This is a genomic window from Sphingomonas immobilis (assembly GCF_030580995.1).
In the GTDB taxonomy this organism is placed as follows: Bacteria; Pseudomonadota; Alphaproteobacteria; order Sphingomonadales; family Sphingomonadaceae; genus Sphingomonas; species Sphingomonas immobilis.
On record NZ_JAUQSZ010000008.1, the window covers coordinates 110889 to 137816 of the forward strand.

Below are 26928 nucleotides of genomic sequence, written 5' to 3' on the forward strand. Positions count from 1 at the left end.
AAAGTGATGAATCAGCAAAAAATCAGACGCGCTGGATCAGCGTCGCCGTGCCGAGACCGCCGCCGCAGCACATCGTGACGATGCCGAGTTCGCGATCGGTATCCTCGAGGTAGTGGAGCAAGGTCGTCATCAGCCGCGCGCCGGTGCAACCGAGCGGATGGCCGAGCGCGATCGCGCCGCCGCGCGGATTGACGCGCTCCGGGTCGGGCGAAAATTCGCGCTCCCAGCTCAGCGGCACGGAGGCGAAGGCCTCGTTGACCTCGAACGCGCCGATATCCGCGATCGTCAGGCCGTTGCGTGCGAGCAGCTTGCGTGTCGACGGGATCGGGCCGGTCAGCATCGTCACCGGATCAACACCGACGACGACCTGATCGACGATGCGCGCGCGGGGTTTCAGCCCGAGATCCTTCGCCGCCGCGCCGCTTGCCAGCAGCAACGCGGCCGCGCCGTCCGACATCTGCGAGGAATTGCCGGCGGTGATGCGGCCGTTCTCACGGAAGGCGGGCTTCAGGCCGGCGAGGCTTTGCATCGACGTGCCGGGACGGATGCCCTGGTCCTTGTCCGCCGGGCCCTCGCCTGTCTCGACCGCGAAGATTTCGCGCGCGAATGCCCCGGACTCGGTCGCGGCGGCGGCGCGTGCGTTGGAGCGGACAGCGAAGGCGTCGAGATCGTCGCGCGTGAGGCCCCATTGATCCGCGATCAGCTCCGCGCCGACGCCCTGCGGCACCAGCGGATAGCGATCGTGAAGTTCGGGCGGGAAGGCCGCGCCGTATGCCGCCTGCGACCCTTCGTTGGCGCGGAAGCCGACGCGGCCCATATGCTCGACCCCGCCGGCCAGCACCACGTCGTTGATCCCGCCCTCGATCGTCAGCGCAGCGTAGTTGACCGCCTGCTGCCCCGATCCGCAGCGCACGTCGACGGTGGTCGCACCGGTGGTGATCGGCAGGCCCTTCATCAGCCAGGCGGTGCGGGTGATGCCGCTCGCCTGTTGGCCCACCTGATGCGCGCAACCCGCGATGACATTGTCGATGCGCGCGGCATCGATACCGGCGCGCGCGATCGCCGCGAGATAGGCGCGGCCGAGCAGATCGGCCGGATGGATATCGCGGAACATGCCCTTTTCGGCATGGCCGCGCCCGATAGGGGTGCGCACCGCCTCGACGATATAGGCGGGGTTGGCCGTCTCTCTCATGCGTATGCCTTTCGGAATTTCAGATTTTCGCGGTTTCGCCGCCGTCGATCGTGAGGACCGCGCCGGTGACGAAATCGGACAGTTCGGAAGCGAGGTAGCAGACCATGCCCGCCATCTCGGCCGGATCGGCCATGCGGCCCGCCGGGATCTTGCGGGTGCGCTTCATGCGCACCTCGGGATCGTTGACCACCGCCGCCTGCGCCTCCGTGACGAAGGCGCCGGGCGCGATCGCGTTGACCTGGACATTGTGGCGGCCCCATTCGGCGGCGAGCGCCTTGGTGAGCTGGATGATGCCGCCCTTGGACGCGGAATAGCCGACCAGCACCGCCTTGCCGCGGATGCCGGAAATGGAGGCGATGTTGATGATCTTGCCGCTCTTCTGCGCGACCATGTAGCGGCCGGCGGCCTGCGACAGGACGGCGGGGGCGATGACGTTGACCGCCATCACCTCGACGAGGCCGTCGACCGTCTGGTCGAGGAACGCGCCCGCTGGTGCGATGCCGGCGTTGTTGACGACGATGTCGATCTGCCCGAAGTGCGCGACCGTCCGGGGCGCGAGGTCCGCTACGGTGGCCATGTCGCGCATGTCGCAGACGATGGCGTGGACATCGCCGGGATATTCGGCGGCGAGCGCCTCCAGCTCGGCCTGCGAGCGGCCGGTCACGACGACCTTCACGCCCTCCGCGACGAGCGCGCGCGCGGCGGCGGCGCCGAGCCCCCGGCTTGCCCCGGTGACGATCGCGACCTTCCCATTCAGCTTGAGATCCACTGTCCGTTTCCTTGTTTCGATGAAGTGAGGCGGCTCAGACTGCCGCGCCCTGCGCGCGCCGCTCCGCGCTGAAGCCGCGGAAGGCGCACCACAAAAGCGCCAGCGCGACGATTTCGCAGGCGATCGTCACCATGCCGATCGCGGTGTTCAGCCGGTGTTCGTCGTGCAGCAGATTGTCGGTGACGAAGGGCACCAGCATGGGCCCGATGCCGACGCCGATCACGCTGACGATCACGAAATAATACGCGGCGGACAGGCCACGCAGGCGCGGCGGCGTCGCCAGCTGCAGCGACACGCCCGCCATCGGCAGCGGAACCACATAGCCGAAGGTGATGAGCGCGATACAGGCCATCGCGACCCCCGCGCCCGGCGCGAGCAGAAGCAGGGCACCGAACACGATCAGCAGCATCGGCCCGATCAGCACCGTTCGCATCGGCGCATCGAAATGCCGCTTCGCGATCAGCCGGTTGATCGCGGGCGAGCAGAGTCCCGCGAGGATGCCGATCACCAAGATGAGGATGCCGTAGATCAGCCCGACGTGCGTCGCCGACATGCCGTATTGCCGCGTGAACATCGTCGGCGCCCAGGCCGGCACGGTGTTGAGCAGGATCGACACGAACGATATGCCGAGGAAGAACATGACGAAGAAGCGCCAGCGCTTCAGCATGTAGCCCGTCCCCTCCAGGAAGCCGAAGCTGCGCATGTCGTCGTCGGCCTGGGCGAGCGCGCCGCGCACCGGTTCGGGAATGGCGAGCAGCGCGAGGATCGGCACCGCACCGAGCACGCCGACGATCGCGATCGCGACCTGCCACCCGTGCATCATGCCGATCGGCAGCAGGATCGGCTTCATCGCGCCGGTGTAGCCGATCACCGTGCCCCCCACGATCAGCGCGAGGCCGCCGCCGATATAGGGCGCGGTCAGGTAGATCGTCGTCGCGATTGGCAGCCGGCGCCTGTCGAACATCTCCGCGACGAGCGACATGCCGGAGGGAAACAGGAACGCCTCCGACGCGCCGACGATCAGCCGGGTCACGACCATCGTCTCGTAGTTGCTGGCGATGGCGGTCGCGACGGTCGCCAGGCTCCAGAGCGTTCCGGCGAACAGCAGCAGGTTGCGGCGATTGTAGCGATCGGCGCAATAGCCGGCGAACAGGCCGACGAGCACATAGGTGATCGTGAACGCCGGCCCCATCAGGAAGCCGATCTGCTTGTCCGTCACCGCGAAATCGCGCTTCATCGGATCGACCATCAGGTTGAGGATCTGCCGGTCGGTGAAGGCGAAGGCGAAGCAGGCCGTCAGGATCGCGAGCGCGAGCCAGGCCTTGGGCGCCAGATCCTGCGCGGGCGCGACCGGAGCGGCCGGCGGCACATCCTCGGGCACCGGGAAGGATGCGGATGCCGGGTGCGGGTAGCTCGCGCGCTGGTCCATTGATACTCTCCTGGTCCGCCGCGTTATTCGGGCCGGCCCGCAAGCATGCGGGTCACATCGTATGTCAGGACGATCTCGCACGCCTGATTGCGGATCACGACGGCGGACGCGACGATCGCGCGGTTCGCCTTCGCGCTCGGCTTCACGAGCGTGATCTCGACCGTCGCCCAGATCGTGTCGCCGACGCGGACCGGCTTGATCGCCTTCATCGACGCTTCGAGCAGGGCGAGGCCGGTGCCCTGGATCATCGTCTGGAACAGCAGCCCCTCGATCAGGCCGTAGGTGAGCGCGGCCGGCACCAGCCGCCCCTCGATCACGCCGCCGTGGCCGGGATCGATGAACAGTTCCTCCAGCATGCCGGTCACGCCGATGAAGCCGACCAGATCCGCTTCGGTGACGAGCCGCCGCCGCGTGCGGAAACGATCGCCGACGGCGATGTCCTGCCAGTAGAAGCCCTGCCCGAGCAGCCGTTCGCCGCCGTCCGCCGCGCCGCTCAATGTCCCGCTCCGCCGGTGATGCGGATGCCCGCGCCCGAAATCTTGTATTTGCGGTTGAGCGTGATCATCACCGAGGTGAGTGCCTCCGCCGCCGCCGAATTGGCGAGCGGCCCCGCGTGCCAGCCTTTCATGCCGGCATCGGCGACCAGCGCGATGACGGCCTCGGCGGCCTCGGCGCTGTCGGTGCTGACGAGCACGTCGCAATCCATGACGTGATCGAGATCACGCAGGTGATGTGCCGAGATGTTCTGGAACGCCGCGACCACGGTGACGTCGGGACCGAGCGCCTGCTGCAGCGCGACGACGGCGGAACCGCCCGCCGGGAGTTGCACCGTGCCGACCTTGGGCGGCGCCAGCGGCGCGGTCACGTCGATCAGGATCTTGCCGCGCAGGCTCTCGGCGGCGGCGAGCGCGGTCGCCTGCTGCACCGCATAGGGTACGGTGAGGACGACGATCTCCGCCGCGTGCGCCGCTTCGGCATTGTCGACGCCCCGGATCGTGCCGCCCGGCAGCAAGGCGGTGAGTTCTGCGGCTGCGGTTTCGGCGCGCGCGCGGTCGCGGCTGCCGATCAGCACGTCGTGCCCTGCCGCCGCCCAGCGCACGGCCAGACCGCTGCCCTCCTGCCCGGCCCCGCCGAGGATGCCGATCGTTCTTTTCTCGCTCACGCACTCACTCCATCGAAAACAGGTTGCCGCCGGCGCGGCCTGGTCAGGCGCACGGGTTCGAGCGGGGCCGCAGCCATCGCGCAGAACCGCTGCCGGGGCGGCGCATCGCCGTACAAAGTCGTCCGCAGGCGCGGGGTGCGGCCGGCGGCGGCGATCAACGCCTCCATCGCCACCGCATCCATTTCCTGCCCGTGGCTCGCGCCGGCCGCCGATGAGATGCTTTCGTTCATCAGCGTCCCGCCGAGATCGTTCGCGCCGGCGTCGAGGCACGCGCGCGCGCCGTCCGCGCCGAGCTTCACCCACGACACCTGGATGTTGGGGATGAGCGGATGCAGCACCAGCCGCGCGACGGCGTGCATCAGCACGGCCTCGCGTGCGCTCGGGCCGCGCCGGGCCTTGCCGGCGAGGAACAGCGGCGCCTCGTCATGGACGAAGGGCAAGGGCACGAATTCGGTGAAGCCGCCGGTGCGCGCCTGCAGCGCGCGGATTTCCAGCAGGTGCCGCGCCCAGTGTTCGGGGCCGTCGAGATGCCCGAACATGATCGTCGCGGTCGTGCGCAGGCCGACACGGTGCGCGGTTTCGATGACATCGAGCCAACTGCGCGTATCGAGCTTGTCGGGGCATAAAGCCGGGCGAACGCGCTCGTCGAGAATCTCGGCGGCGGTGCCGGGCAGGCTGCCGAGCCCCGCGTCGCGCAGGCTGGTGAGGAAATGCTCCACCGAAACGCCGAGCGTCGTGGCGCCGTGGACGACCTCCAGCGGCGAGAAGGCGTGGACATGCAGCCCTGGAGCCGCCGATCGTACCGTCGCGAGCAGATCGAGATAGGTCTGGCCGGTATAGGCCGGGTGAATGCCACCCTGCATGCACACTTCGCTGGCACCGCGCGCCTGGGCTTCGACCGCGCGACGCGCGACCTCGGCAAGATCGAGATCATAGGCCGGGCCGCGCAGCGAGCGGTTCCCGCGCCCCTTGGAAAAGGCGCAGAAGGTGCAGGCGTAGCGGCACATATTGGTGTAATTGATGTTGCGCGTGACGACGTAGCTGACCGCATCGCCAACGGTTCGGCGCCTAAGGTCGTCGGCGGCCTTGCAAACGTGCCCGTATTCCGCCCCGTGCGTCGCAAGCAGCATCGCGACATCGGCCTCGTCGAGCGCTTCGCCCTGTCCCGCCCGCGCGACGAGGTCGCGGATCACCGGACGGACGTTTCCGCCGGACCTCGCGGGGGGCGGGAACGGCATCGCCCGGCCGACCGCCCACTCGCCGCCCCGCGCGAGCCCGTCGCTGCCGGATAGATGGAGGACGGGCGTGCGCACCGCCGGATCGAGCCAGCGTTCGGGATTGCGGACGAAGGCCGGGTAGAGCGTCAGCCGCTCGGTCAGCACGCGGCCGGCGGCGGCGGTTTCCCGGCGCAGGAGATCGCGCTCCGGCCACGGCGCCTCGGGATTGACGTGATCGGCCGTCACCGGCGACACGCCGCCCCAATCGTCGATCCCGGCGTCGATCAGATCGCCGAGCCGGCCGGCGTTGAGGTTCGGCGGCACCTGGATCGCCATGTCCGCGCCGAACACGATGCGCGCGGCGGCGGCCGTCCAGATCAGGTCGCTTTGATCGGGTTCGGCGGCGGAGGCCATCTTCGTGCCCGGCTTCGCGCGGAAATTCTGGACGATGATTTCCTGGATGTGGCCGTGACGCTCGTGCAGCGCACGCAGGGCGAGCAACGCATCGATCCGCTCGCGCCGGGTCTCGCCGATGCCGATCAGGATGCCGCTGGTGAACGGGATCGCCAGTTCGCCCGCATCCTCGATGCAGCGCAGGCGGCGCGCGGGGAGCTTGTCGGGCGAGCCGAAATGCGGCCCGCCGCGCTCGCACAGCCGCGTCGATACGGATTCGAGCATCATGCCCTGCGATGCCGAGACCTTGCGCAACCGGGCCATCTCGTCGCGCGTCAAGACGCCGGCGTTGACGTGGGGCAGCAATCCCGTCTCGGCGATCACCGCCGCGCAGGCCGCCGCGAGATACTCCACGGTGCTGTCATACCCCATGGCGGACAGCTCGGAACGCGCCGCGGCGTACCGCGCCTCGGGCCGGTCACCGAGCGTGAACAAGGCCTCATGGCACCCCGCGTCGCGGCCGGCGCGGGCGATGGCCAAGATCTCGTCCAGCGGCAGATAGCTTCGCTCGCCGCGGCGGGGCGGGTGCGCGAAGGTGCAATAATGGCAGACGTTCCGACACAGTTGCGTGAGCGGGATGAACACTTTCGGCGAGTAGGTGTGAACCGGTGCCGAGGCACGATCGCGAATCCGGCGCGCTTCCGCTGCCAGGGTTTCCGGTGACGCCGCCAGCAACCTTTCGGCAAGCGCAGCGTGTTCCGCGGACCCCGTTGCGATCGTCGTCCGACTCGCTTGCGGATGTGTCGCAATCACCTCAATCCAGCCTCTCGTGAGATTCTATAATTATTGTTCGCATAGTTTATGGCACGGTGTCCGAACCGGCGCAACAGCCCTTCTTTCGAAAACGGCGGACGCACGGATGCGGCAGTCCCGCCGCAGGACGAAACCGGGAAGCCGCGCGAATATCGGTGTCTATTACGGCCGGCGACGGCCGTTCAGATCAATGCCATTCGACGATTTCGTCGATCAGCGCCGGGTGGCGCTGCTCCACGTAGCGCGCATATTCGACCATATGTTCGCGCATCAGGCGCTCGGCGGCGTCGGCGTCGCCGCGGGCGATCGCCTCGGCGATTGCGTGATGCGCCTCGACAACGGCTTCACGCCGCTCGGGCGGGAACAACATGCCGACGACGCGCGCGTGGAAGATATCCTCGAGGGCGTGGCTCATCAGGTTGAGGATGCGATTCCCCGACATCGATCCGACCTGCCAGTGGAAATTGGCACTCGTCTTGAGATAGGCCGCGTCGCTGCTGGTCGAGGTTTCCGCGGCGAGCAATTGCTCGACCAGTTCGGGCTCGCGACGCTCGGCCGCCATGCGTGCGATCATCGGTTCGAGCAGCAAACGCGCGTCGATCACCTCGCGGAAGGTCATCGCGCCCGCCTGGAAGAACATCGTCGCCATCCGCCCGAAATCGGTCGTCGTCGGCCCGACCACGACCGGGCCGCCGCCCGGCCCGGCCTTGATTCGGATGATGCCGTGGATCTCCAGGATCCGCAGCGCCTCACGCAGCGAACCGCGCCCGACGCCATATTCGGCGACCATCGTCGCTTCGCTCGGCAAGCGACTGCCCGGCGTCGCGCCCTCCGCACACACCTTGCGCAGAATGTCCTGCGCCAGTTCCTCGGCAACTTTCGATCCGCGCTTTATCTTCTGCACCCCTGTGTCCCTTCACGCATGTGCAGGCCGCACCTGACACGCTTTCCGCCCGCAAATCTATTATCACCGTTTGACACTATGCAACAACAAGGCTAACTATGATCATTATTCGGATTGATAAAAAACGGAGTGGATATGGCCGGCAAATATTATGAAGAGCTCGAGCCGGGCATGGTTTTCAAGCACACCACGCGGCGGACCGTGACGGAAACGGACAATCTGCTGTTCACGGTCCTTGCCAGCAACAACCAGCCGCTGCACCTCGACGTCGAGTTCGCCAAGGGAACGATCCACGGCTCGATCGCGGTCAACAGCCTGTGGACGATGTCGTTCGTCTGCGGCGTTTCGGCGGATGACACCACGTCGGGCACGACGATGGGCAACCTCGGCTATCAGGAAGTGCGCTTTCCCAAGGTTGTCCGCATCGGCGACACGCTGCACAGCGAGACGCACATCATCGAGAAGCGCGAAAGCAAGAAATATCCCAACGCGGGCATCGTGACGTTCAAGCACATCGGTTACAACCAGCACGACGAAATCGTGATGACGGCACTGCGGACGGGCATGATGATCAAGCGGCCGGTCGACGCAGCGGCGGCATAGCCGCTTCACGCACGCAGTCACCGTAATCAAGGCGCGGCAACAAGCGCCGGAAAACCCTTTGGAGAGCGCCGTGAGCGGAACCGACAGCTTCGACTATGTCCTTGTCGGCGGCGGCACTGCGGCCGGCATCCTCGCCTATCGCCTCGGCGAGGCGGGGCACAGCGTCTGCGTGCTGGAGGCCGGGCCGCCCGACCGCAACATCTACATTCACATCCCGGCGGGCTTCAGCAAGACGCTGTTCCACCCGACGCTGACCTGGCAGTTCAAGACCGACCCCGATCCGGCCACCGGCAACCGCTCCGCGCCCTACACGCAGGGCAAGACGCTGGGCGGGTCGAGCTCGCTCAACGGCATGATCTACAATCGCGGCCAGGCGGCGGACTATGACGGCTGGGCGCAGATGGGCAACCGGGGCTGGAGCTACGACGACATCCTCCCCTATTTCCGGCGCACCGAGCGGCGGGTCGCGCCCGACGTCGCACCCGATTCGCGCTATCGCGGCGATGCCGGGCGGCTGACCGTCACGACGGCACAGTGGCCCAACAAGCTCGAACCCGCCTTCATCGCATCCGCGCACAATGCCGGGCACCCGATCAACGCCGATTACAACGGCGCGAAACAGGAAGGCGTCGGCCGCTACCAGAGCGCGATCTCGAAGGGCCGCCGCCTCAGCACGGCGACGGCCTTCCTGCACCCGGCGGCGAAGAAATTCGGCGTCGATATCCGCACCGACGCGCTCGCCACGCGCATCGTTCTCGACGGCAAGCGTGCGACGGGCGTGGCCTATCGCCGCGGCGGCGTGGAAAAGACCGTGACGGCGCGGCGCGAGGTGATCGTCTGTGCGGGCGCGATCAATTCACCGAAGCTGCTGCAGCTCAGCGGCATCGGCCCGGCGGAGCTGCTGCAATCGGCGGGTGTGCCGGTGCAACACGATCTGCCCGGCGTCGGCGAGAATTTCCGCGACCATTACAGCCCGCGTATCGTCGCGCGCGCCAAGCCCGGCATCGACAGCATCAACCTGCACGTCACCGGCCTGCCGCTGCTGCGGCAGATCGCGCTGTGGGCGATGGGCCGGCCGAGCGTGCTGGCGACGAGCCCGGCGCGCATCCACCTGTTCGGCAAGAGCGATCCCGGCATGGAGCGGCCCGACTATGCGATGATGTTCGCCCCCGCGAGCTTCAAGATGGGCCTGGTCGGCGTGCTCGACGATTTCCCTGGCATGACCTGCGGCGTCTGGCAGCAGCGGCCGCAGAGCGCGGGCTATGTCCGCATCGCGTCACCCGATGTCGATGCACCACCGCACGTCAACCCGCGCTGGCTGACCGAGATCGAGGACCAGCGTGTCGTGCTCGCGGCATTGCGCGCCGCGCGGAAGATCTACGCGACCGAACCGCTCGCATCGCTGATCGACCAGGAACTGTTCCCCGGCGCGGACTATGAATCCGACGAGCAGTTGATGACTTTCGCCCGCGAAAAGGGCGCGACCAGCTATCACCTCGTCGGCACGTGCAAGATGGGGCCGGCGACCGACGCGCGCGCCGTGGTCGACCCCGAACTCCGGGTCCACGGCATGACCGGGCTGCGCGTGGTCGATTCATCGATCATGCCGATGATCCCGTCCGCCAACACCGCCGCCGCGACCATGATGATCGCGGAGAAGGCGTCCGACATGATCCTCAAAGGCTGATACCCAAGGAGAGCGACGATGGTCCTCGACGAAGACCTCTACATCCGGCTTACCGCGCGCAACGACATCGAGAATCTGATCGCGCGCTACTGCATCGCCTGCGACGACCGGCGTATCGAGGAGCTGCTCGCGATGTTCACCGAGGATGCCTATTTCGGGCATGTCGACGGCGTTCATGGCAAGAGCGGCCGTGACGGGGTGCGCGAGCATTACGAAACGTCGCTCGGCAACATGGGGCCCTCCTATCACTGGTCGCACGATCGCCTGATCGAGGTCGATCCCGAGGATGCCAACAAGGCCACCGGGACGATCCTCGCGCATTGCGAGACCAGCAATGCCGGCGTCGCCTATGTCGCCGCGATCCGCTACAACGACCGCTACCGCCGCGTCGATGGCGTGTGGAAGTTCGCCTGGCGCGGCTATCAGTTCCTCTATTTCGTGCCGGCCGAGCAATATGGCCAGGCGCTCGGCATGGAAAAGCGCGTGTGGCGTTACGGCGCGTGGCAGTTGCCCGACCTGCCCGAGCCGCTCGACAGCTGGAAGGAATTCCGCGCGAAGATCGAGAAGGCCGCGGCGTGACCTTGCAGACCGACAAGCTGTGGATCGCCGGCCAGCCGCAGACCGGCCTCGGCCCACGGCTCGAGGTCGAGAACCCGGCGACCGGAGCGGTGTTCGCGACGCTCAACGAGGCTTCGGTCGAGCAGGTCGATGCGGCGGTGCGCGCGGCGCAAGCGGCATTCGCGTCGGGCGTGTGGGACGATCCCGAATATCGCGCCGACACGCTCTTGCGGCTCGCCGATCTGATCGAGCAGCATCGGGATGCGCTCGGCGCGTTGCTGGTCGACGAGGTGGGCACGCCGGTCGATCTGGTCGGGCCGCTGCAGGTGGGCACGCCGATCAGCTTCTTCCGCTATTATGCCGGGCTCGCGCGGATCGACCGATCGATCGCGCTCGGGCCAGACGGCAATGCGGCGGCGCCCAGCGAGAGCGTCGTGCGGTTCCTGCCGGTCGGCGTGGCGGCGGCGATCACGGCCTACAATTATCCCTTGCTCCTGCTCGCCCTGAAGGTCGCGCCGGCCTTTGCCGCCGGTTGCGCGGTGGTGATCCTGTGTTCGCCGCAGACGCCGCTGGCGACGCTCGCGCTGGGCGCGCTGATGAAGGAGGCGGGCGTGCCGGACGGCATCGTCAGCGTACTGGTCGGCGGCGCGGAGATCGGCAAGGCGCTGAGCGAGCATCCCGGCATCGACAAGATCAGCTTCACCGGCTCTGTCGGCGTCGGCAGCCGCGTCATGCAGCAGGCGGGACGTGGGCTGAAGCGCGTGACGCTCGAACTCGGCGGCAAGAATGCGATGATCCTGCTGCCGGACTATGATTTCGAGCCGACCATCGCCGCCTGCCACATCCGTTACCTGCGCAATGCCGGACAGGGCTGCGCCTCGCCGACGCGAATCCTGGTGCATCGCCCGAAAATGGCGGCGTTCATTGCCGCGACGCAGCGCTATTTCGCGACGGTCAAGACCGGCGATCCGCGCACGCCGGGCACGCTGGTGGGGCCGCTGATCAGCGAGGCGCATCGGGCGCGGGTCGAGGGCGTCCTCACGCGCGCTTTGCTGGCGGGTGCGAAAATCGTCGCGGGCGGCGGGCGGCCCGATCTTCCCCAAGGCTGGTATCTGAACCCGACGCTGGTGGCGGGCGCCGACAACCATTCGGAGCTGGCGCGCGACGAGCTGTTCGCGCCGGTCGCGATGGTCATCCCCTATGACGATATCGACGAGGCCGTGGCGATGGCCAATGACAGTGACCTGGGGCTCTCCGGCTTCGTGTTCGGCCCGCACGAGGCAGCGATGGCGGTCGCGAAGCGAATCCGCACCGGCACCGTGTACGTCAACGGTGGCGGTGCGATCCGCATGGAGGCACCGATGGGCGGCTTCAAGCAGAGCGGCATCGGGCGCGAATATGGCGAATACGGCATCCGCGAATATCTCGAGCCGCAGCATATCCAGTGGTCGACCGCCTGACCTAGCCGAAATAGGTGCCGCCGTTCACGTCGATCACCGTGCCCGAAATGAAACCCGCGCCGGGCGAACACAGGAACGCCATCGTTGCGCCCATCTCGCGCGGGCGGCCGGCACGGCCCTGCGGGTAGAGCGCGGGGTCGATCCGCATGGCGGCGGCCATCGGCGTCGCGATCGAGCCGGGCGCGACCGCATTGACCAGCACGTTGTGACGGATGCCCTTCTGCGCCAGCCAGCGCGTCAGCGACTGAATGCCGCCCTTCGACGCGGCGTAATGCGGCCCGCACTTGATGCCGCCCATCCGCCCGGAAACCGATCCGGTCAGCACGATGCGCCCATGCCCGGCCGCGATCATCCCCGGCATGAAGGCGCGCGCGAGGTTGATCGGACCGCGCAGGTTGACGCCGATGACCCGGTCGAATGCGGCGTCCCAGTCCTCGCTCTCCCAGTCGTCGAGCGGGCTGATGCCGCTCGCGTCGATCAGCGCATCGACGGGACCGATCGATTCGGCCAAGGCCGTCACCGCCGCGCGGTCCGACGTATCGACCCGGTGATAGGGCATCCGCGCCGCCGCAGCGCCGATCGCCTGGCGTGCCGCATCCTCCGCAACCACGTCGGCGAGAACGATTTCCGCGCCCTGCTCGGCGCAAACCTGAACCGCCGCCGCACCGATCCCACCGCCCGCACCGGCGACGAGCATCCGGATTCCCTCCAGCCCGAATGGATTGCGCAGCGCGTGGTCGACTGTCTCAATGTCCATGTCTCATCCTAAAATATTGATTTTACGTGGTTATTATTATTCTTCCGCGAATCGGCGTTCAGGAGTGCTGTTTCGTATTGCACAAACTAGAATAACTATGCATACAGTTAGCACAGAACGAAATCATCGTCGGATTTTTGGGGAGGATAAGAATGAATCGCACACCGGTTCTGCGCGCCATTTTGCTGGTCGGTACGGCGCTCGCCGCTTGTGGTTCGAGCGCGGCCTGGGCGCAAAGTCAGCCCGATCCCGCGCCGGCTGCCGCAGCACCGGAGCCGGCCCAGTCCGGCCTCGAGGATATCATCGTCACGGGTCGCAAGCAGGCCGAAAACCTCCAGAATATTCCCGTCGCGGAAACGGTCATCTCCGCTGCGCAGTTGCAGGGCCTGGGCGTCACGTCGATCGAGAAGATGTCGAGCCTCGCGCCGCAGCTCATCATCGGCCGCTCCGGCGCGGGTAACGGTGCCAGCATCGGCCTGCGCGGCGTCAGCGTCGCCAACTCGAGCGTCAGCATCGAACAGTCGGTCGCGACCGTCATCGACGGCGTTTACTACAGCGGCGGCCGCGCGCTGAACGAAGGCCTGTTCGATCTGTCGCAGGCGGAAGTCCTGAAGGGCCCGCAGTCGCTGTTCTACGGCAAGAACACCACCGCTGGCGTTATCTCGCTGACGACCGCGATGCCGACCGCCGAATTCACAGGCATGATGAAGGCCTCGTACGAGGTCAACGCCAAGCAGCCGACGTTCGAAGGCTTCCTCTCCGGCCCGATGACGGACACGCTGAGCTTTCGCCTCGCCGGCCGCTGGAGCAAGCAGTACGGCGCGCTGTTCACCAACATCAACAGCCCGCATACCGATTTCACCTACGACAGTGCGACGGGCAAGGTGAACCCGCACCTCGTGCCGGCCGCCAACTCCGACATGCCGGGTGAGCAGACCGGCATCATTCGCGGCACCCTGCGGTGGGAGCCGACCTCGAACTTCTCGGCCACCGCGAAGCTGACGTACAATTCCTACAGCTCGAACTCGCCGAACAACAACGTCGTCATTTCCTATTGCCCGCCGACCGGCGTTCCATCGGACCCGAGCGCGCCGTGCGGCCACAATTTCGTGCTGACGCAGAATGCGGTGCCGGCCGATATCGCCGGGACCAATCGCCTGATGAACGTGCATGGCGGACAGCCGTTCGCGGATTACGAATCCTTCTCCGCGCTCGGCAACATCCAGTACAGCGCCGATCATTTCACGCTGAGCGTCACGCCCGGCTTCATCACCTGGAAGAACGCCTTCCTCGCGGACTTCGACCATGTGAACAACTACCCGCTGGTCGCCAACGCGCTGGGCGCGAAGCAGGGATCGTGGACTGCGGAAAAGACGCTCGACACCGCCTATTCGGTGGAAGCACGTTTGCAGTCGAAGCTGCCCGGCATGTTCAATTTCATGGTCGGCGGCTATTATCAGAACAACAAGCTCGACTTCGCGCAGGACACCAACGCGCCGACCGGCTTCGAGAATTCGGCCGCCGTCGATCCGACCACGCGCTTCGTGTCGGTCCGCAAGATCTCGCACACCTACGGCGAGACGATGTCGGGCTTCGCACAGGTGATGGTGGATATCACCGGCAGCCTCAACGTCACCGGCGGTGCGCGCTACACGCACGAAACCAAGTCGTCGGTGTTCAACCAGCCCTATGTCACGCCGGGCGCACAGGCGACCTATCTCATCTCGACGATCGGCGCGGACCAGACCTTCAACAACTGGTCGCCGGAAGCGACGATCACGTGGAAGCCGATCCAGGGCGTCACGACCTATGTCAGCTATCGCACCGGCTACAAATCCGGCGGCTATTCGATCAGCGGCCTCATCACCCGCAACACCAAGGTAACCGATCCGCAGTTCGCGCCGGAGGAGACCAGCGGTTTCGAGGGCGGCGTCAAGACGACGCTGTTCGACAACCAGCTGCGCGTGAACCTCGACCTGTTCACCTACGAATACAAGAATCTGCAGGTCGATTTCCTCGATTCCACGCTGATCCAGTTCTTCACGCTGAACGCCGCCGCGTTGCGGACCAAGGGTGGCGAGCTGCAGCTCGAATTCGCGCCGCACGGCGTGCCGGGTCTGCGGATGCGCGGTACGATCGGATATATCTCGGCGAAATATACCAGCTTCCCGTTCGCGCCGTGTCTGTCGGGCCAGACGGTCGCGCAAGGTTGCGTGTTCGGGGCGACGCCGACCGGAAACCGCTTCTCCCAGGATCTCACCGGGCAGAAGCCACAGCAGGCACCGGAATGGACCGGGTCGCTGGGCATCGACTATAACTGGGATCTGTCGCCCGGCTACAAACTGCTGTTCTCCGGCAACGGCCGTTACAGCAGCTCCTATTCGACCAATCCCTTCTCCGGTTCGGCGCTCGCCTACCAGTTCGACCAGCGCCCCTTCGCGACGGTCGATGCCAGCGTGCGCCTGACCGGATCGGACGATCGCTGGGAGCTGGCGGTGATCGGCAAGAACCTGAGCAACGCCTTCATCGCAACGACCGCGAGCAACGTGCCCTTCACGGTCGGTTCGGTGCGCAGCGGCGTCCTCGACCCGCGCACCGTCACGCTAGAGGCGGTGTTCAAGTTCTGATGGAGGGATCGAACGGCCGGCGACCTCAGCAATCGCCGGCCGCTTCGATCGGCAATATGCCTGCCCTCGGCAAATGTACTGCGCCGCGAAACATGGCGCAGGATGAGGTGTCAGATGAACGGGCGCAACGCCCCCGATCCATTCGCTCCGGCGACGCCGGCCAGCCGGCTGGTGCCCGGTCCTTCGCGCCAGTTTCGACGGCGTTCGATCCTGCTGGCCATTCCCGGCAGCCGGTTTCTGAAGACGGCATCGACGGTTTCTCGCTGCGGCGACTGTCCGACCTGGGCGCAACTTCCGGGTGAAGGAACCACCAGCGGCCAACGCCGCATCGACTATATCGCCAGCGACGTGCTGCCGCGACTGAAGCGTTAGAATATCGGCGGGCTCGCATCTGCCGAGACGCCGTGACGGAGAGATGCGGTCGCGCCAGAATAACGGCCTAGGCGCAGCGACCCCATCCCCGCAAATGCACGCAGCTATACGCGAATGCTATGCGATACCTGTGAATCGATCTCGAATTGCTACGGCCCAGAGGCCTAATCGGATGCCTTCGATGACGTGAGCCACGCATGTCGCGTGATCGTCAGGAGGGTTCGCAATGTCCCGATTCAAGCCGTCTTATTTCTCGAGCGCCGTATCCTCGAACGGTCTTTCCGGCGCGGCCCGGCGCGGGGGCAAGTGATGCAGGACATTTTGTGGATCGCGGCGATGCTGGCGCTGGTGCTGGCGACGCTCGCTTACGTTCGCCTGTGCGACAACGCCTGAGGAGGCCTTCGATGACGCTCGACCTTTGGCTCGCCGCGATCGCGGCGATCGGCCTTCTCGCTTATCTCGTGGCGGCGCTCGTCCGCCCCGAACGCTTCTGAAAGGGGCGGCGACATGACTGTACAGGGATGGATATTAATCCTCGTCTTTACGGGGATTTTGCTTGCGCTGACCAGGCCGGTGGGCATGTGGCTGCACGCGCTTTACGAGGGGCGGCGCACGCCGCTCCACGTCGCGCTGGGGCCGGTCGAGCGCGGTTTCTACGCGCTGTCGGGCATCGACCCGGACGAGCAGCAGAGCTGGCGCCGGTACGCGGTACACATGCTGCTGTTCAACGCCGTGCTGATGCTGCTCACCTATGCGGTGCTGCGCCTGCAGGGGGTGCTGCCGTTCAATCCGCAGGGCCTGGCCGCGCCGAGCGAGCACCTCTCGTTCAACACCGCCGTCAGCTTCACCACCAACACCAACTGGCAGAGCTATGCGGGGGAATCGACCATGTCGAACCTCAGCCAGATGCTCGCGCTGACCATCCACAATTTCCTGTCGGCGGCGACCGGCATCGCGCTCGCCTTCGCGCTGTTCCGCGGTTTCGCACGGCGGCAGAGCAAGACGATCGGCAATTTCTGGGCCGACGTGACGCGCGTGACGCTCTATCTGCTGCTGCCGCTCTGCATCGTCTATGCGATCTTCCTGATCGCGAGCGGGGTGCCGCAGACTCTGGCCGCGACGGCCGACGTCTCGACGCTCGAGGGCGTCAAGCAGACGCTCGCGCTCGGGCCGGTCGCCTCGCAGGAAGCGATCAAGATGCTCGGCACCAATGGTGGCGGCTTCTTCAACGTCAATTCGGCGCACCCCTATGAGAACCCCACGGCGCTGACCAACCTCGTGCAGATGCTGTCGATCTTCGTGATCGGCTTCGGCCTGACCTGGTGCTTCGGCAAGGCGGTCGGCAACACGCGGCAGGGCTGGGCGATCCTGGCGGCGATGGTGATCCTGTTCCTCGCGGGCACGACGGTCGCCTATTGGGCGGAAAGCGCGGGCAACCCGGTCCTCCACCAGCTCGGCGTGCCGGGTGCGAACATGGAGGGCAAGGAGGTGCGCTTCGGCGCGGCCGCCTCCGCATTGTTCGCGGTGGTGACGACGGCGGCGTCATGCGGCGCGGTCAATGCGATGCACGACAGCTTCACCGCGCTCGGCGGCCTCGTGCCGATCTTCAACATGCAGCTTGGCGAAGTCGTCGTCGGCGGCGTCGGGGCGGGTATCTACGGCTCCCTGCTGTTCGCCATCCTCGCGGTGTTCGTCGCAGGGCTGATGGTCGGCCGCACGCCGGAATATGTCGGCAAGAAGATCGAAGCCCGAGAGGTCAAACTGTCGGTGCTGGCGATCGCGGTGCTGCCGCTCATCATCCTCGGCTTCACCGCGATCAGTTCTGTGCTGCCCGCCGGCCTTGCGCTGCCGCTCAACAAGGGGCCGCACGGCTTTTCGGAGATCCTCTACACTTTCACCAGCGCGGTCGCGAACAACGGGTCGGCCTTCGCCGGGGTGAGCGCCAACACGCCGTACTATAACGGCATGATCGGCGTCGCGATGTGGATCGGCCGCTTCTTCATCATCGTGCCGATGCTCGCCATCGCGGGGAGCCTGGCCGCGAAGAAGTACACGCCGGCCGGCGCGGGATCGTTCCCCACCACCGGCGGGCTGTGGGTGGGCCTGCTCGTCGGCATCATCCTGATCCTGGGCGGCCTCACCTTCCTGCCGGGCCTCGCGCTCGGCCCCATCGCCGATCATCTCGCGATGATCCGCGGCCAACTCTTCTAAGCCCCCTCTTCTAAGCGGACTCGTCATCATGGCACGCGCAGACACCAAGTCGCTGTTCACGGCGGAACTGATTGCCCCGGCGATCGGCGACGCCTTCAAGAAACTCAATCCGGCGGAGCTGGTCCGCAACCCGGTGATGTTCACCACCGCCGTCGTCGCCACGTTGCTGACGATCCTGCTGGTGGTCGGGCACGACGGGCTGACCGTCGCCTTCAAGCTCCAGCTCGTGATCTGGCTGTGGCTGACGGTGCTGTTCGGCACCTTCGCCGAGGCACTCGCTGAGGGTCGCGGCAAAGCGCAGGCGGCGAGCCTGCGCGACACCAAGGCCGAATTGCGCGCCAAGCGCTTGCTTGGCGTCGGCGATACCTGGGAGTGGGTGCCCGCCAGCCAGCTCGAGCGCGGCGAGGTCGTGCTGGTCGAGACGGGCGACCTGATTCCCTCCGATGGCGAGGTGATCGAGGGGGTGGCGAGCGTCAACGAAGCCGCGATCACCGGCGAAAGCGCGCCCGTCATCCGCGAGGGCGGCGGCGATCGTTCGGCGGTGACGGCAGGCACGCGGGTGATCTCCGACCGGATCAAGGTGCGCGTGACGCAGGAGCCGGGCCAGGGCTTCCTCGATCGCATGATCGCGCTGGTCGAGGGGGCCGAGCGCCAGAAAACGCCGAACGAGATCGCGCTCACCATCCTGCTCGTCGGCCTGACGATCATCTTCCTGATCGCGGTCGGCACCATTCCAGGCTTCGCCAGCTATGCCGGCGGCTCGATCCCGGTCGCGATCCTCGCGGCGTTGCTCATCACGCTCATTCCGACGACCATCGCCGCGCTGCTGTCGGCGATCGGCATCGCGGGCATGGACCGGCTGGTGCGCTTCAACGTGCTGGCGAAGTCTGGCCGCGCGGTGGAGGCGGCGGGCGACATCGACGTCCTGCTGCTCGACAAGACCGGCACGATCACCATCGGCGACCGTCAGGCGAGCGAGTTCCGTGCCGTCGGCGGCGCATCGGCCGAGGAGCTGGCCGAGGCCGCGCTGCTCGCCAGCCTCGCCGACGAGACACCCGAGGGCCGCTCGATCGTGACGCTGGCGCGCGACACGTTCGGCGTGCGCACCACCGCGCTGCCCGAGGGTGCGGAGATCATCCCCTTCACCGCGCAGACGCGCATCTCGGGCGTGAAGATCGGCACCAACCTCATCCAGAAGGGTGCGGTCGATTCGGTGCTGAAGGCCAATCCGGGTGCTGGCGAAACCGCATCCGCGACCGAGCTGCGCCGCATTACCGACGAGATCGCCCGCGCCGGCGGCACGCCGCTGGCGGTCGCGGTCGACGGGCGACTGATCGGCGCGATCTTCCTGAAGGACGTCGTCAAGGCCGGTATCCGCGAACGCTTCGGCGAGCTGCGCGCGATGGGCATCCGCACGGTGATGATCACCGGCGACAACCCCCTCACCGCCGCCGCGATCGCGGCCGAGGCCGGGGTGGACGATTTCCTCGCGCAGGCGACGCCCGAGGACAAGCTCGCGCTGATCCGCAAGGAACAGGAGGGCGGCCGCCTCGTCGCGATGTGCGGCGACGGCACCAACGACGCCCCCGCGCTCGCCCAGGCCGATGTCGGCGTGGCGATGAACACCGGCACGCAGGCCGCGCGCGAGGCGGGCAACATGGTCGATCTCGACAGCGATCCGACCAAGCTGATCGAGGTCGTCGGCCTCGGCAAGCAGTTGCTGATGACGCGCGGCGCGCTCACCACCTTCTCGGTCGCCAACGACGTGGCGAAATATTTCGCGATCATCCCGGCGATGTTCATCGTGCTCTATCCGGGGCTGGCGGTGTTGAACGTGATGCACCTCGCGACGCCGCAATCGGCGATCCTGTCGGCGATCATCTTCAACGCGCTGATCATCCCGCTGCTGGTGCCGCTCGCGCTCAAGGGCGTCCGCTACACGCCGATGGGGGCGGGTCCGCTGCTCGCGCGCAACCTCGCCGTCTACGGCCTCGGCGGCCTCGTCGCGCCGTTCATCGGCATCAAGCTGATCGACCTGGTGGTGGGCGGGCTCGGCCTCGCATGATCTCTGAAAGCCCCTCCCCTTCAGGGGAGGGGTTGGGGTGGGGCCGTGCCGCGAGCGACCTCTCTGCGAGACATCCCCCACCCCCTACCCCTCCCCTGAAGGGGAGGGGCTCTAAAAGGAAAATCCATGACCCAAGACATAACCTCCGCACTCCGCCCCGCGATCGTCATGACGATCCTGTTCGCGCTCCTGCTCGGCCTCGCCTATCCGCTGGCGCTGACCGGCATCGGGCAGGCGGTGTTTCCGAAGCAGGCCAATGGCAGCCTGATCTCCGAAAAGGGCAAGGTCATCGGCTCCGACGTGGTCGGCCAGGCCTTCACCAGTGAGCGCTATTTCCACACCCGATCCTCGGCCGCCGGCAAGGGTTATGACGGCCTCGCCTCGTCGGGCTCCAACCTCGGCCCCACCGCGCAGCCGCTGGCCGACCGCGTGAAAGCCGATGTCGCCGCCGCGCACGCCTCCGCACCAGGGACAATCGTCCCCGCCGATCTGGTGACGGCCTCCGCCTCGGGGCTCGATCCCGATCTGAGCCCCGAGGCGGCTTTGTTTCAGGTGCCGCGCGTTGCTAAGGTACGGGGTCTGCCGGTCGAGAAGGTTCGTGCGCTCGTGATGAACACTATCCAGCATCCGATGCTCGGCTTTGTCGGCGAAGAGCGCGTGAACGTCCTCGCGCTCAATCGGGCACTCGACGCAGCGCGTTGAACGAGCCCGTAAAACCCTCCCCCGACGCCCTTCTGCGCCAGGCGGCGCAGGAGGGTCGCGGCAAGCTGAAGATCTTCCTCGGCGCGGCGCCGGGCGTCGGCAAGACGTTCGAGATGCTGACCGACGGCGCAGCGCGGCGGCGCGACGGCGCCGATGTCGTGATCGGCGTGGTCGAGACGCACGGGCGCGCCGAGACCGAAGCCCTCACGCGCGGGTACGAGATCGTGCCGCGCCGTGCGGTGTCCTACGAAGGCCACAGCCTTCAGGAAATGGACATCGACGCGATCCTCGAACGGCACCCGGATCTGGTGCTGGTCGACGAGCTCGCCCACACCAACGCGGCGGGCAGCCGCCATCCCAAGCGCCATCAGGATGTCGAGGAGCTGCTGGCGGCCGGAATCAACGTCTATTCGACGCTCAACATCCAGCATATCGAGAGCCTGAACGACATCGTCGCCAGCTTCACCCGCGTGCGGGTGCGCGAGACGGTGCCGGACAGCATCCTCGACATGGCGGATATCGAGGTGGTCGATATTCCGCCCGACGAACTGATCGCGCGGCTCCATGCGGGCAAGGTCTATCTGCCGCAGGAGGCGACGCGCGCGCTCGCGCATTTCTTCTCCAAGTCCAACCTGTCGGCGCTGCGCGAACTGGCGCTGCGCCGCGCCGCGCAGACGGTGGACGCGCAGATGCTCGACCATGTCCGCGCGCTCGGTCTCGGCGGCACCTGGGCGGGCAGCGAGCGCGTCGTGGTGGCGATCAGCGAACTGGCCGGCGCGGACAATCTCGTCCGCGCGGCCAAGCGCCTTGCCGATGCGCTGCGCGCGCCGTGGACGGCGGTGTTCATCGAGACGCCGCGGCTGCAGAGCTTCACGCCCGAGGAACACCGCCGGCTTGCTTTCTCGATCACTCTGGCGACTCAGCTCGGCGGCCAGATCACGACGGTCCCGTCGACCAGCGTGATCGAGGGCCTCAAGACCTTCCTGGCCGAATCGCGCGCGACGCAGCTCATCGTCGGCAAATCGCAGCGCTCGCGCTGGTTCGAGCTGCGGCACGGTTCGGTGGTCGACCGGCTGGTGCGCGAGACGCCCGCGGTCGCGGTGCATGTGCTGCCACTTGCGGCCGGCACGGAAAGGCCCGGCCCTCGCTCCGGGCCGGTGCGCGGCCAGTGGGGCGATCCGCTCGGCTATCTCTGGACCGCGCTGATGGTTGCCGCCGTCACCGGCTTCGGCAGCGCGCTGTTCCACGTCCTCGACCTCGGCAACGTGGCGTTGCTGTACCTGCTGCCGGTGATGGTCGCCGCCAGCCTGTTCGGGCTGCGAACCGGACTCTTCGCCGGTCTCGGCTCCAGCATCGCCTATAATTTCTTCTTCCTGCCGCCGACCGGATCGCTGACGATCAGCAATCCCGAGAATGTCGTATCGATCTTCGTGCTGCTCGGCGTGGCGGTGGCGACGAGCCAGCTCACCGCCCGCGTGCGCGCACAGGCCGACCTTGCGGCGGCGAGCGCGCGCGTCAATTCCGCGCTCGCCGGTTTCCTGCGCGAACTCACCGTGCTGAGCGACCGCGAGGACGTGGAGCGCATGATCTGTGCGGAGATCGCGCGGCTGTTCGGCCGTGCGACGGTCTTTCTTGCGCCGTCGGGCGTGCAGGGCCTCGTCGTCGCGGCCGCCAGTGACTCCTCGTACAAGCTCGGCACGATGGATGTCGCCGCCGCGCAATGGTCGTTCGACAACCGCACTGCTGCGGGCAAGGGATCGGAGACGCTGGCCGCGTCCGAATGGCTGTTCCACCCGCTGATCGCCGGCGACCATGCGCTCGGCGTGCTCGGCCTGTCCGACGAGGGCGCGGGCGCCGCCGTGCGCCCGGACCAGTTGCCGCTGCTGATCAACCTGATCGATCAGGCCGCGCTGGTGCTGGAGCGTTTCCGGCTCGAGGGGGAGATGCGCGACGTCGATGTGATCCGCACGCGCGACCGGCTGCGCGGGGCGCTGCTGTCCTCGGTCAGCCACGATCTGCGCACGCCGCTCACCTCGGTGATGGCGGCGGCGGACGCGCTGGAGCACGGCGCCACGCCGGAGCTGATCGCGACGATCAAGGCGGAAGCCGCGCGGCTCAACCGCTTCGTCTCCAACCTGCTCGACATGGCGCGGGTCGAGGCCGGGGCGCTGAAGCTCAACATCGATGCGATCGATCTCTCCGACGCCGTCACCAGCGCCGCGCACGACGCGCGCGCCGCATTGCAGGGCCACGACCTGCGTCTGCAGGTGCCGCCCGACCTGCCGCTGGTCCGCGCCGACCCGCAGCTTCTGCATCACTGCCTGCTCAACCTGCTCGACAATGCCGGGCGCTACGGCGATCCCGACACGCCGATCGTGGTGGAGGGCACGCACCGCTACGGCACGATCCGGCTCGCGGTGCTGGACGAAGGCCCCGGCCTGCCGCCGGGTCGCGAACAGGAGGTGTTCGAGACCTTCCGCCGGTTCGAGGGATCGGACCGCGCGGTCGGCGGGACCGGCCTCGGCCTCGCCATCGTCAAGGCATTCGCCGACGCGATGGGCATCGCCATCGAGGCCGCAAATCGCCAGGATGGCCGGGGCGCGCGCTTCGGCCTGGTCTTCCATTCCGAACTGATCGTGCGCGCCGCCGCGCCGGGAGACTGAACAGGCATGTCCGCCACCGTCCTGGTCGTCGATGACGAGCAACCGATCCGCCGCCTGCTGCGCAACACGCTGGAGCGCGCCGGATACCGCGTGGTCGAGGCGATCAACGGCAGCGAGGCGATGCTGCAATTCCGCGCCGAAGCGCCGAGCGCGGTGCTGCTCGACCTCGGCCTGCCCGACCGCGACGGGCTCGAGCTGGTGCCCTTGATGCGCAAGGAGGGGCAGACCGTCATCCTCGTCGTCTCCGCGCGCGACGCGACCGACCAGAAGGTGGCGGCGCTCGATCTCGGCGCGGACGATTACGTCACCAAGCCGTTCGACACCGAGGAACTGCTCGCGCGGCTGCGGGTGGCGCTGCGTCACCGCAGCCTGTCCTCCGCGACGCCCAAGATCATCCGCCGCGGCGACCTGGAGATCGACCTCGACGAGCGCGTCGTCCGTCGCGGGAGCGAGGAAGTGCATCTCACCCGCAAGGAGCATGACGTGCTCGCCGTCCTCGCCCGCAACATCGGGCGGGTGGTGACGCACGACCGCATCCTCGGCGCCGCGTGGAGCCGCGAGGAGGATCCGCGCATCGAATATCTGCGCATCGTCGTGCGCAACCTACGCCAGAAGCTGGAAGCGCCGGGCCCGGTCGGTTCGATCATCGCGAACGAACTCGGCGTCGGCTACCGCCTCCTTACGGACGGCTGACGACGCCGATCGGCGGCTAGAATTTCACCGCGACCTTGCCGTAATAATAGCCGCCGTTGATCCCGAATGCCGACCAGCTGTCGGTCGTCGCCACGCCGTTGCCGCCCGCCGCGATCCCCGCCGCATAGGTGACCGGATCGACGTTGCTGGGGAAGGTGTTGAACAGGTTCGTCGCGCCCACTGACACGCCCAGGTTGCGGGTGATGTCGTAGTGGATGTCGAGATCGACGATCACCTTCGCCGCCAGCACGTTCTCGATGTAGTTGCTGGTGCTGCCGCCATCGACCCACACCGACGACGCGCCGTAGAGCGTGCCGCGCAGATCGATCGCCCAGCCGTTCTTGCGGAACAGGCCGTCGAGCGACACCTTCGCGCGCGGTGCCGACGTTTCCAGATACGAAATGGCGTTGCGATCGAGATAGGCCTGGCCCGAGGCCGCGATCTGCGGCGACGGCGTGTAGACCTTCGTCAGCTTGGTCTCGTTGTAGTTGCCGGTCAGCGTCAGATCGAGCGACGCGCCGTCGAACGGCACATTGTAGCTGACGACCAGTTCCGCGCCGCGCGTGCGGCTCTCCGCCCCGTTGACGAAGGTGGTGATGCTGGTCGAGGCGACGGTGCTGTCGAGCGTGTTGCCGTTGGCGATGATCGCGTCCGTCACCGCCTGCGAGCGCGTGACGCGCACGCCGCCGATGGTCTGCAGGCCGAAGATGCTGCCGGTACTGACGATCCGGTCGCGCAGTTCGATCTGGTAGAGATCGAGCGTCGCGCTCAGCCGTGGCGCGGGCTTCACCGCGATGCCGAAGCTGAGGTTGGTGGAGTATTCGGGCTTGAGGCCGGTGAAGCCCAATAGCCGCGCCGCCGCGCTGTTGGCGGGCAGGTTCACGCCCGCCGATGTCGGGCTCACCTTGGTGGCGGAATAATATTGCTCGGCCAGCGTCGGCGCGCGGAAGCCCGTGCTGACCGTGCCGCGCAGCGCGAAGCCCGGCGTGAAATCGTAGCGCGCGGTGATCTTGCCGACCTGCGTGTTGCCGAAGTCGGTGAAATGTTCGAACCGCCCCGCGACATCGACCTGGAGTTTCTCGACCGGCTTCACCGCGAGATCGACATAGGCGGCGAGATTGCCGCGCCAATGCGTCCCCGCGTCGGTCAGCGCAAAGCCGGGATAGGCCTGCGCCCCGGTCTTGTAGATTGCCGCCGGCTCGCCTGCGCGGATGCCGTAGCTCTCGCGCCGGAATTCGCCGCCGAACGCGATGTTGAGCGGCCCCGCCAGCCCGACCTCGAGCTCTCGGTTGATGTCGAGCGTCGTGCTCCACTGGCTGCCGGTGAAATCGCCGATGCGGAACGCGGTCGGGCTGGTGCCGGTATCGGCGACGAGCGAGGTGTTGACCGAGTTGAACATCCGCATGTGATTGATGTTCTTGCCGTAAGTCGAGGCGAGATCCCAGTGCCACGCGCCCACGTCGCCGCGCACGCCGCCGGTGAAGGACAGATCGTCCTCGCCGTCGGTCAGCACCGGGCTGAAACCCTGCGGCCAGATGCTCGGCGCGATGTTGGGGAAGCGATAGTTCTGGCGCGACTGGCCGAAGCGGTGGCCGTAGCTGCCGAACGAATAGAGCTCCACCCCGCCGAGATCGATACCGGCGTTGTAGCTCAGCACCGTGATCTCGTACTTGGCGTCGCCGTAGATGTTGTTCAGCCGGGGATAGCCCGGAATCAGCGGCAGCGCGGGGTTGGCGCGGTTGGCGGCGGAGAAGAAGCGCTGATCGGCAACGCCCCGGTCGCTATAGTCGTGATAGCGATGCTCGGCGGTCAGATTGACGTAGGCGGTGTCCGATCCGAAGCCGATATTGGCCGCCCCCGCCGCCGTCTCGCCGTCGCCGGCACCGTAGGCCCCGCCGGTCGCGGTGACGATGCCGCCATGATGCGCGTCCTTGAGGATGATGTTGATGACGCCCGCGATCGCATCCGTCCCGTATTGCGCGGCGGCGCCGTCGGTCAGCACCTCGACATGATCGATCGAGGCGGTCGGGATGAAGCTCAGGTCCGCCGCCGCCGCGCCGACATAGCCGCCGGTCGCGCTGACGGTGAGATTGGAGGAGCCGTGGCGGCGCTTGCCGTTGACGAGGATCAGCGTGTGATTGGCGCTGAGGCCGCGCAGGCGCGCGGTCAGCTTGAGGTTGCTGGCGTCGCCGCCGAAGGCCTGCGCGTTGAACGAGGGCACCAACTGATTAAGCGCCTGCGCGAGATCGGGCTTTCCGGCGCGCAGGATGCTGCCGCTGTCGATCAGCTCGATCGGCGCGGCGCTGTCCGCCGCGCGGATGCCGGTGACGCGCGTGCCGGTGACGATGACGTCGGCCTCGGTCGGCGCGTCGGCGTCGGCCGAGGATGCGGGCGCGTCGGGTGCGGGCTCGGCGGCAGCGAAAGCGGGTGCTGCGAACGCGACCGAGGCAAGCAGAGCGGCGCGCAGAATGTCACGAAAAACCATCTATTCCCCCTGTGTGATCATGCAGACGCGGCCAATCGGATCGGCGCATTGTTCTTGTCTGCGGAGGAAGGACTATCGGGCCGCCGAGATCAGCGGATATTGTTTGTCGTCATCTCTTTATGACGAGGATTGATGCTATGAGCATTGATCATCGTCGCATCTTGCC

The 26928-nt window shown here is 67.0% G+C and carries 22 protein-coding genes; 13 read left to right on the forward strand and 9 right to left on the reverse strand.

What is annotated here, in order from left to right; translation table 11 throughout:
• Positions 1 to 22: 22 nt before the first annotated feature.
• The 7 genes from Q5H94_RS12620 to Q5H94_RS12650 all read right to left on the reverse strand — a co-directional run bounded on the left by Q5H94_RS12620 (position 23) and on the right by Q5H94_RS12650 (position 7879).
• Positions 23 to 1192 (reverse strand): thiolase family protein, encoded by a 1170-nt coding sequence (locus Q5H94_RS12620; RefSeq protein WP_304561629.1) that lies wholly within the window; start codon positions 1190 to 1192, stop codon positions 23 to 25.
• A gap of 19 nt (positions 1193 to 1211) precedes the next feature.
• The gene (locus Q5H94_RS12625; RefSeq protein ID WP_304561630.1) at positions 1212 to 1961 is read right to left on the reverse strand and encodes an SDR family NAD(P)-dependent oxidoreductase; all 750 of its coding nucleotides are present in this window, start codon (positions 1959 to 1961) and stop codon (positions 1212 to 1214) included.
• A gap of 34 nt (positions 1962 to 1995) precedes the next feature.
• Positions 1996 to 3390 (reverse strand): MFS transporter, encoded by a 1395-nt coding sequence (locus tag Q5H94_RS12630; protein WP_304561631.1) that lies wholly within the window; start codon positions 3388 to 3390, stop codon positions 1996 to 1998.
• Positions 3391 to 3413: 23 nt separating this feature from the next.
• Positions 3414 to 3887: a MaoC family dehydratase gene (locus Q5H94_RS12635; RefSeq protein ID WP_304561632.1), complete on the reverse strand. Its 474-nt coding sequence runs from the start codon at positions 3885 to 3887 to the stop codon at positions 3414 to 3416.
• Positions 3884 to 4552, reverse strand: coding sequence for an NADPH-dependent F420 reductase (npdG, locus tag Q5H94_RS12640; RefSeq protein ID WP_304561633.1), 669 nt, complete (start codon positions 4550 to 4552; stop codon positions 3884 to 3886). The genes Q5H94_RS12635 and npdG overlap by 4 nt, the downstream gene beginning before the upstream one ends.
• A complete protein-coding gene (gene cofH / locus Q5H94_RS12645) occupies positions 4549 to 6939 on the reverse strand; it encodes a 5-amino-6-(D-ribitylamino)uracil--L-tyrosine 4-hydroxyphenyl transferase CofH (RefSeq protein WP_304561724.1) in 2391 nt (796 codons plus the stop codon). The genes npdG and cofH overlap by 4 nt, the downstream gene beginning before the upstream one ends.
• Positions 6940 to 7162: 223 nt before the next feature.
• On the reverse strand, positions 7163 to 7879 hold the full coding sequence (locus tag Q5H94_RS12650) for a FadR/GntR family transcriptional regulator (RefSeq protein WP_304561634.1): 717 nt from the start codon (positions 7877 to 7879) through the stop codon (positions 7163 to 7165).
• Between the two features lie 135 nt (positions 7880 to 8014).
• Here Q5H94_RS12650 and Q5H94_RS12655 point away from each other — a divergent pair, with 135 nt between their 5' ends.
• The 4 genes from Q5H94_RS12655 (at position 8015) to Q5H94_RS12670 (ending at position 12187) form a co-directional block, all read left to right on the forward strand.
• Positions 8015 to 8482 (forward strand): MaoC family dehydratase, encoded by a 468-nt coding sequence (locus tag Q5H94_RS12655; protein WP_304561635.1) that lies wholly within the window; start codon positions 8015 to 8017, stop codon positions 8480 to 8482.
• A gap of 70 nt (positions 8483 to 8552) precedes the next feature.
• Positions 8553 to 10169, forward strand: a complete 1617-nt coding sequence (locus tag Q5H94_RS12660) for a GMC family oxidoreductase (protein WP_304561636.1) — start codon at positions 8553 to 8555, stop codon at positions 10167 to 10169.
• An 18-nt stretch (positions 10170 to 10187) separates the two neighbouring features.
• Complete coding sequence (locus tag Q5H94_RS12665; RefSeq protein ID WP_304561637.1) at positions 10188 to 10748, forward strand: nuclear transport factor 2 family protein; 561 nt, start codon at positions 10188 to 10190, stop codon at positions 10746 to 10748.
• Entirely contained in the window at positions 10745 to 12187 is a 1443-nt protein-coding gene (locus Q5H94_RS12670; RefSeq protein ID WP_304561638.1) for an aldehyde dehydrogenase family protein, read from the forward strand. The genes Q5H94_RS12665 and Q5H94_RS12670 overlap by 4 nt, the downstream gene beginning before the upstream one ends.
• Position 12188: 1 nt before the next feature.
• On the opposite strand, the gene Q5H94_RS12675 is transcribed toward Q5H94_RS12670, so the two are convergent.
• The gene (locus Q5H94_RS12675) at positions 12189 to 12944 is read right to left on the reverse strand and encodes an SDR family NAD(P)-dependent oxidoreductase (RefSeq protein ID WP_304561639.1); all 756 of its coding nucleotides are present in this window, start codon (positions 12942 to 12944) and stop codon (positions 12189 to 12191) included.
• Positions 12945 to 13096: 152 nt separating this feature from the next.
• Between Q5H94_RS12675 and Q5H94_RS12680 the strand changes: the two genes are divergently transcribed.
• The 9 genes from Q5H94_RS12680 to Q5H94_RS12720 all read left to right on the forward strand — a co-directional run bounded on the left by Q5H94_RS12680 (position 13097) and on the right by Q5H94_RS12720 (position 24277).
• Positions 13097 to 15571, forward strand: coding sequence for a TonB-dependent receptor (locus Q5H94_RS12680; protein ID WP_304561640.1), 2475 nt, complete (start codon positions 13097 to 13099; stop codon positions 15569 to 15571).
• Positions 15572 to 15685: 114 nt separating this feature from the next.
• Positions 15686 to 15943, forward strand: a complete 258-nt coding sequence (locus Q5H94_RS12685) for a hypothetical protein (RefSeq protein ID WP_304561641.1) — start codon at positions 15686 to 15688, stop codon at positions 15941 to 15943.
• Between the two features lie 204 nt (positions 15944 to 16147).
• On the forward strand, positions 16148 to 16336 hold the full coding sequence (locus Q5H94_RS12690) for a hypothetical protein (protein WP_304561642.1): 189 nt from the start codon (positions 16148 to 16150) through the stop codon (positions 16334 to 16336).
• A gap of 11 nt (positions 16337 to 16347) precedes the next feature.
• The gene (kdpF, locus tag Q5H94_RS12695) at positions 16348 to 16437 is read left to right on the forward strand and encodes a K(+)-transporting ATPase subunit F (RefSeq protein ID WP_304561643.1); all 90 of its coding nucleotides are present in this window, start codon (positions 16348 to 16350) and stop codon (positions 16435 to 16437) included.
• Between the two features lie 13 nt (positions 16438 to 16450).
• Positions 16451 to 18154, forward strand: a complete 1704-nt coding sequence (kdpA, locus tag Q5H94_RS12700; protein WP_304561644.1) for a potassium-transporting ATPase subunit KdpA — start codon at positions 16451 to 16453, stop codon at positions 18152 to 18154.
• A gap of 28 nt (positions 18155 to 18182) precedes the next feature.
• Positions 18183 to 20219 (forward strand): potassium-transporting ATPase subunit KdpB, encoded by a 2037-nt coding sequence (gene kdpB, locus Q5H94_RS12705; protein ID WP_304561645.1) that lies wholly within the window; start codon positions 18183 to 18185, stop codon positions 20217 to 20219.
• A 126-nt stretch (positions 20220 to 20345) separates the two neighbouring features.
• Positions 20346 to 20921 (forward strand): potassium-transporting ATPase subunit KdpC, encoded by a 576-nt coding sequence (gene kdpC, locus Q5H94_RS12710; RefSeq protein ID WP_304561646.1) that lies wholly within the window; start codon positions 20346 to 20348, stop codon positions 20919 to 20921.
• Entirely contained in the window at positions 20918 to 23584 is a 2667-nt protein-coding gene (locus Q5H94_RS12715) for a sensor histidine kinase (protein WP_304561647.1), read from the forward strand. The genes kdpC and Q5H94_RS12715 overlap by 4 nt, the downstream gene beginning before the upstream one ends.
• Positions 23585 to 23590: 6 nt before the next feature.
• Entirely contained in the window at positions 23591 to 24277 is a 687-nt protein-coding gene (locus Q5H94_RS12720; RefSeq protein WP_304561648.1) for a response regulator transcription factor, read from the forward strand.
• Between the two features lie 16 nt (positions 24278 to 24293).
• On the opposite strand, the gene Q5H94_RS12725 is transcribed toward Q5H94_RS12720, so the two are convergent.
• Positions 24294 to 26762 (reverse strand): TonB-dependent receptor plug domain-containing protein, encoded by a 2469-nt coding sequence (locus tag Q5H94_RS12725; protein WP_304561649.1) that lies wholly within the window; start codon positions 26760 to 26762, stop codon positions 24294 to 24296.
• Positions 26763 to 26928 lie beyond the last annotated feature (166 nt).

What these genes read in the sequence shown, in the direction of transcription:
- kdpA (WP_304561644.1), top strand. Translation starts at nt 16,451, where the DNA reads ATGACTGTACAGGGATGGATATTAATCCTCGTCTTTACGGGGATTTTG.
- Q5H94_RS12675 (WP_304561639.1), bottom strand. Translation starts at nt 12,944, where the DNA reads ATGGACATTGAGACAGTCGACCACGCGCTGCGCAATCCATTCGGGCTG.
- Q5H94_RS12620 (WP_304561629.1), bottom strand. Translation starts at nt 1,192, where the DNA reads ATGAGAGAGACGGCCAACCCCGCCTATATCGTCGAGGCGGTGCGCACC.
- Q5H94_RS12685 (WP_304561641.1), top strand. Translation starts at nt 15,686, where the DNA reads ATGAACGGGCGCAACGCCCCCGATCCATTCGCTCCGGCGACGCCGGCC.
- Q5H94_RS12680 (WP_304561640.1), top strand. Translation starts at nt 13,097, where the DNA reads ATGAATCGCACACCGGTTCTGCGCGCCATTTTGCTGGTCGGTACGGCG.
- kdpB (WP_304561645.1), top strand. Translation starts at nt 18,183, where the DNA reads ATGGCACGCGCAGACACCAAGTCGCTGTTCACGGCGGAACTGATTGCC.
- kdpF (WP_304561643.1), top strand. Translation starts at nt 16,348, where the DNA reads ATGACGCTCGACCTTTGGCTCGCCGCGATCGCGGCGATCGGCCTTCTC.
- Q5H94_RS12630 (WP_304561631.1), bottom strand. Translation starts at nt 3,390, where the DNA reads ATGGACCAGCGCGCGAGCTACCCGCACCCGGCATCCGCATCCTTCCCG.
- kdpC (WP_304561646.1), top strand. Translation starts at nt 20,346, where the DNA reads ATGACCCAAGACATAACCTCCGCACTCCGCCCCGCGATCGTCATGACG.
- Q5H94_RS12665 (WP_304561637.1), top strand. Translation starts at nt 10,188, where the DNA reads ATGGTCCTCGACGAAGACCTCTACATCCGGCTTACCGCGCGCAACGAC.
- Q5H94_RS12655 (WP_304561635.1), top strand. Translation starts at nt 8,015, where the DNA reads ATGGCCGGCAAATATTATGAAGAGCTCGAGCCGGGCATGGTTTTCAAG.
- Q5H94_RS12725 (WP_304561649.1), bottom strand. Translation starts at nt 26,762, where the DNA reads ATGGTTTTTCGTGACATTCTGCGCGCCGCTCTGCTTGCCTCGGTCGCG.
- Q5H94_RS12720 (WP_304561648.1), top strand. Translation starts at nt 23,591, where the DNA reads ATGTCCGCCACCGTCCTGGTCGTCGATGACGAGCAACCGATCCGCCGC.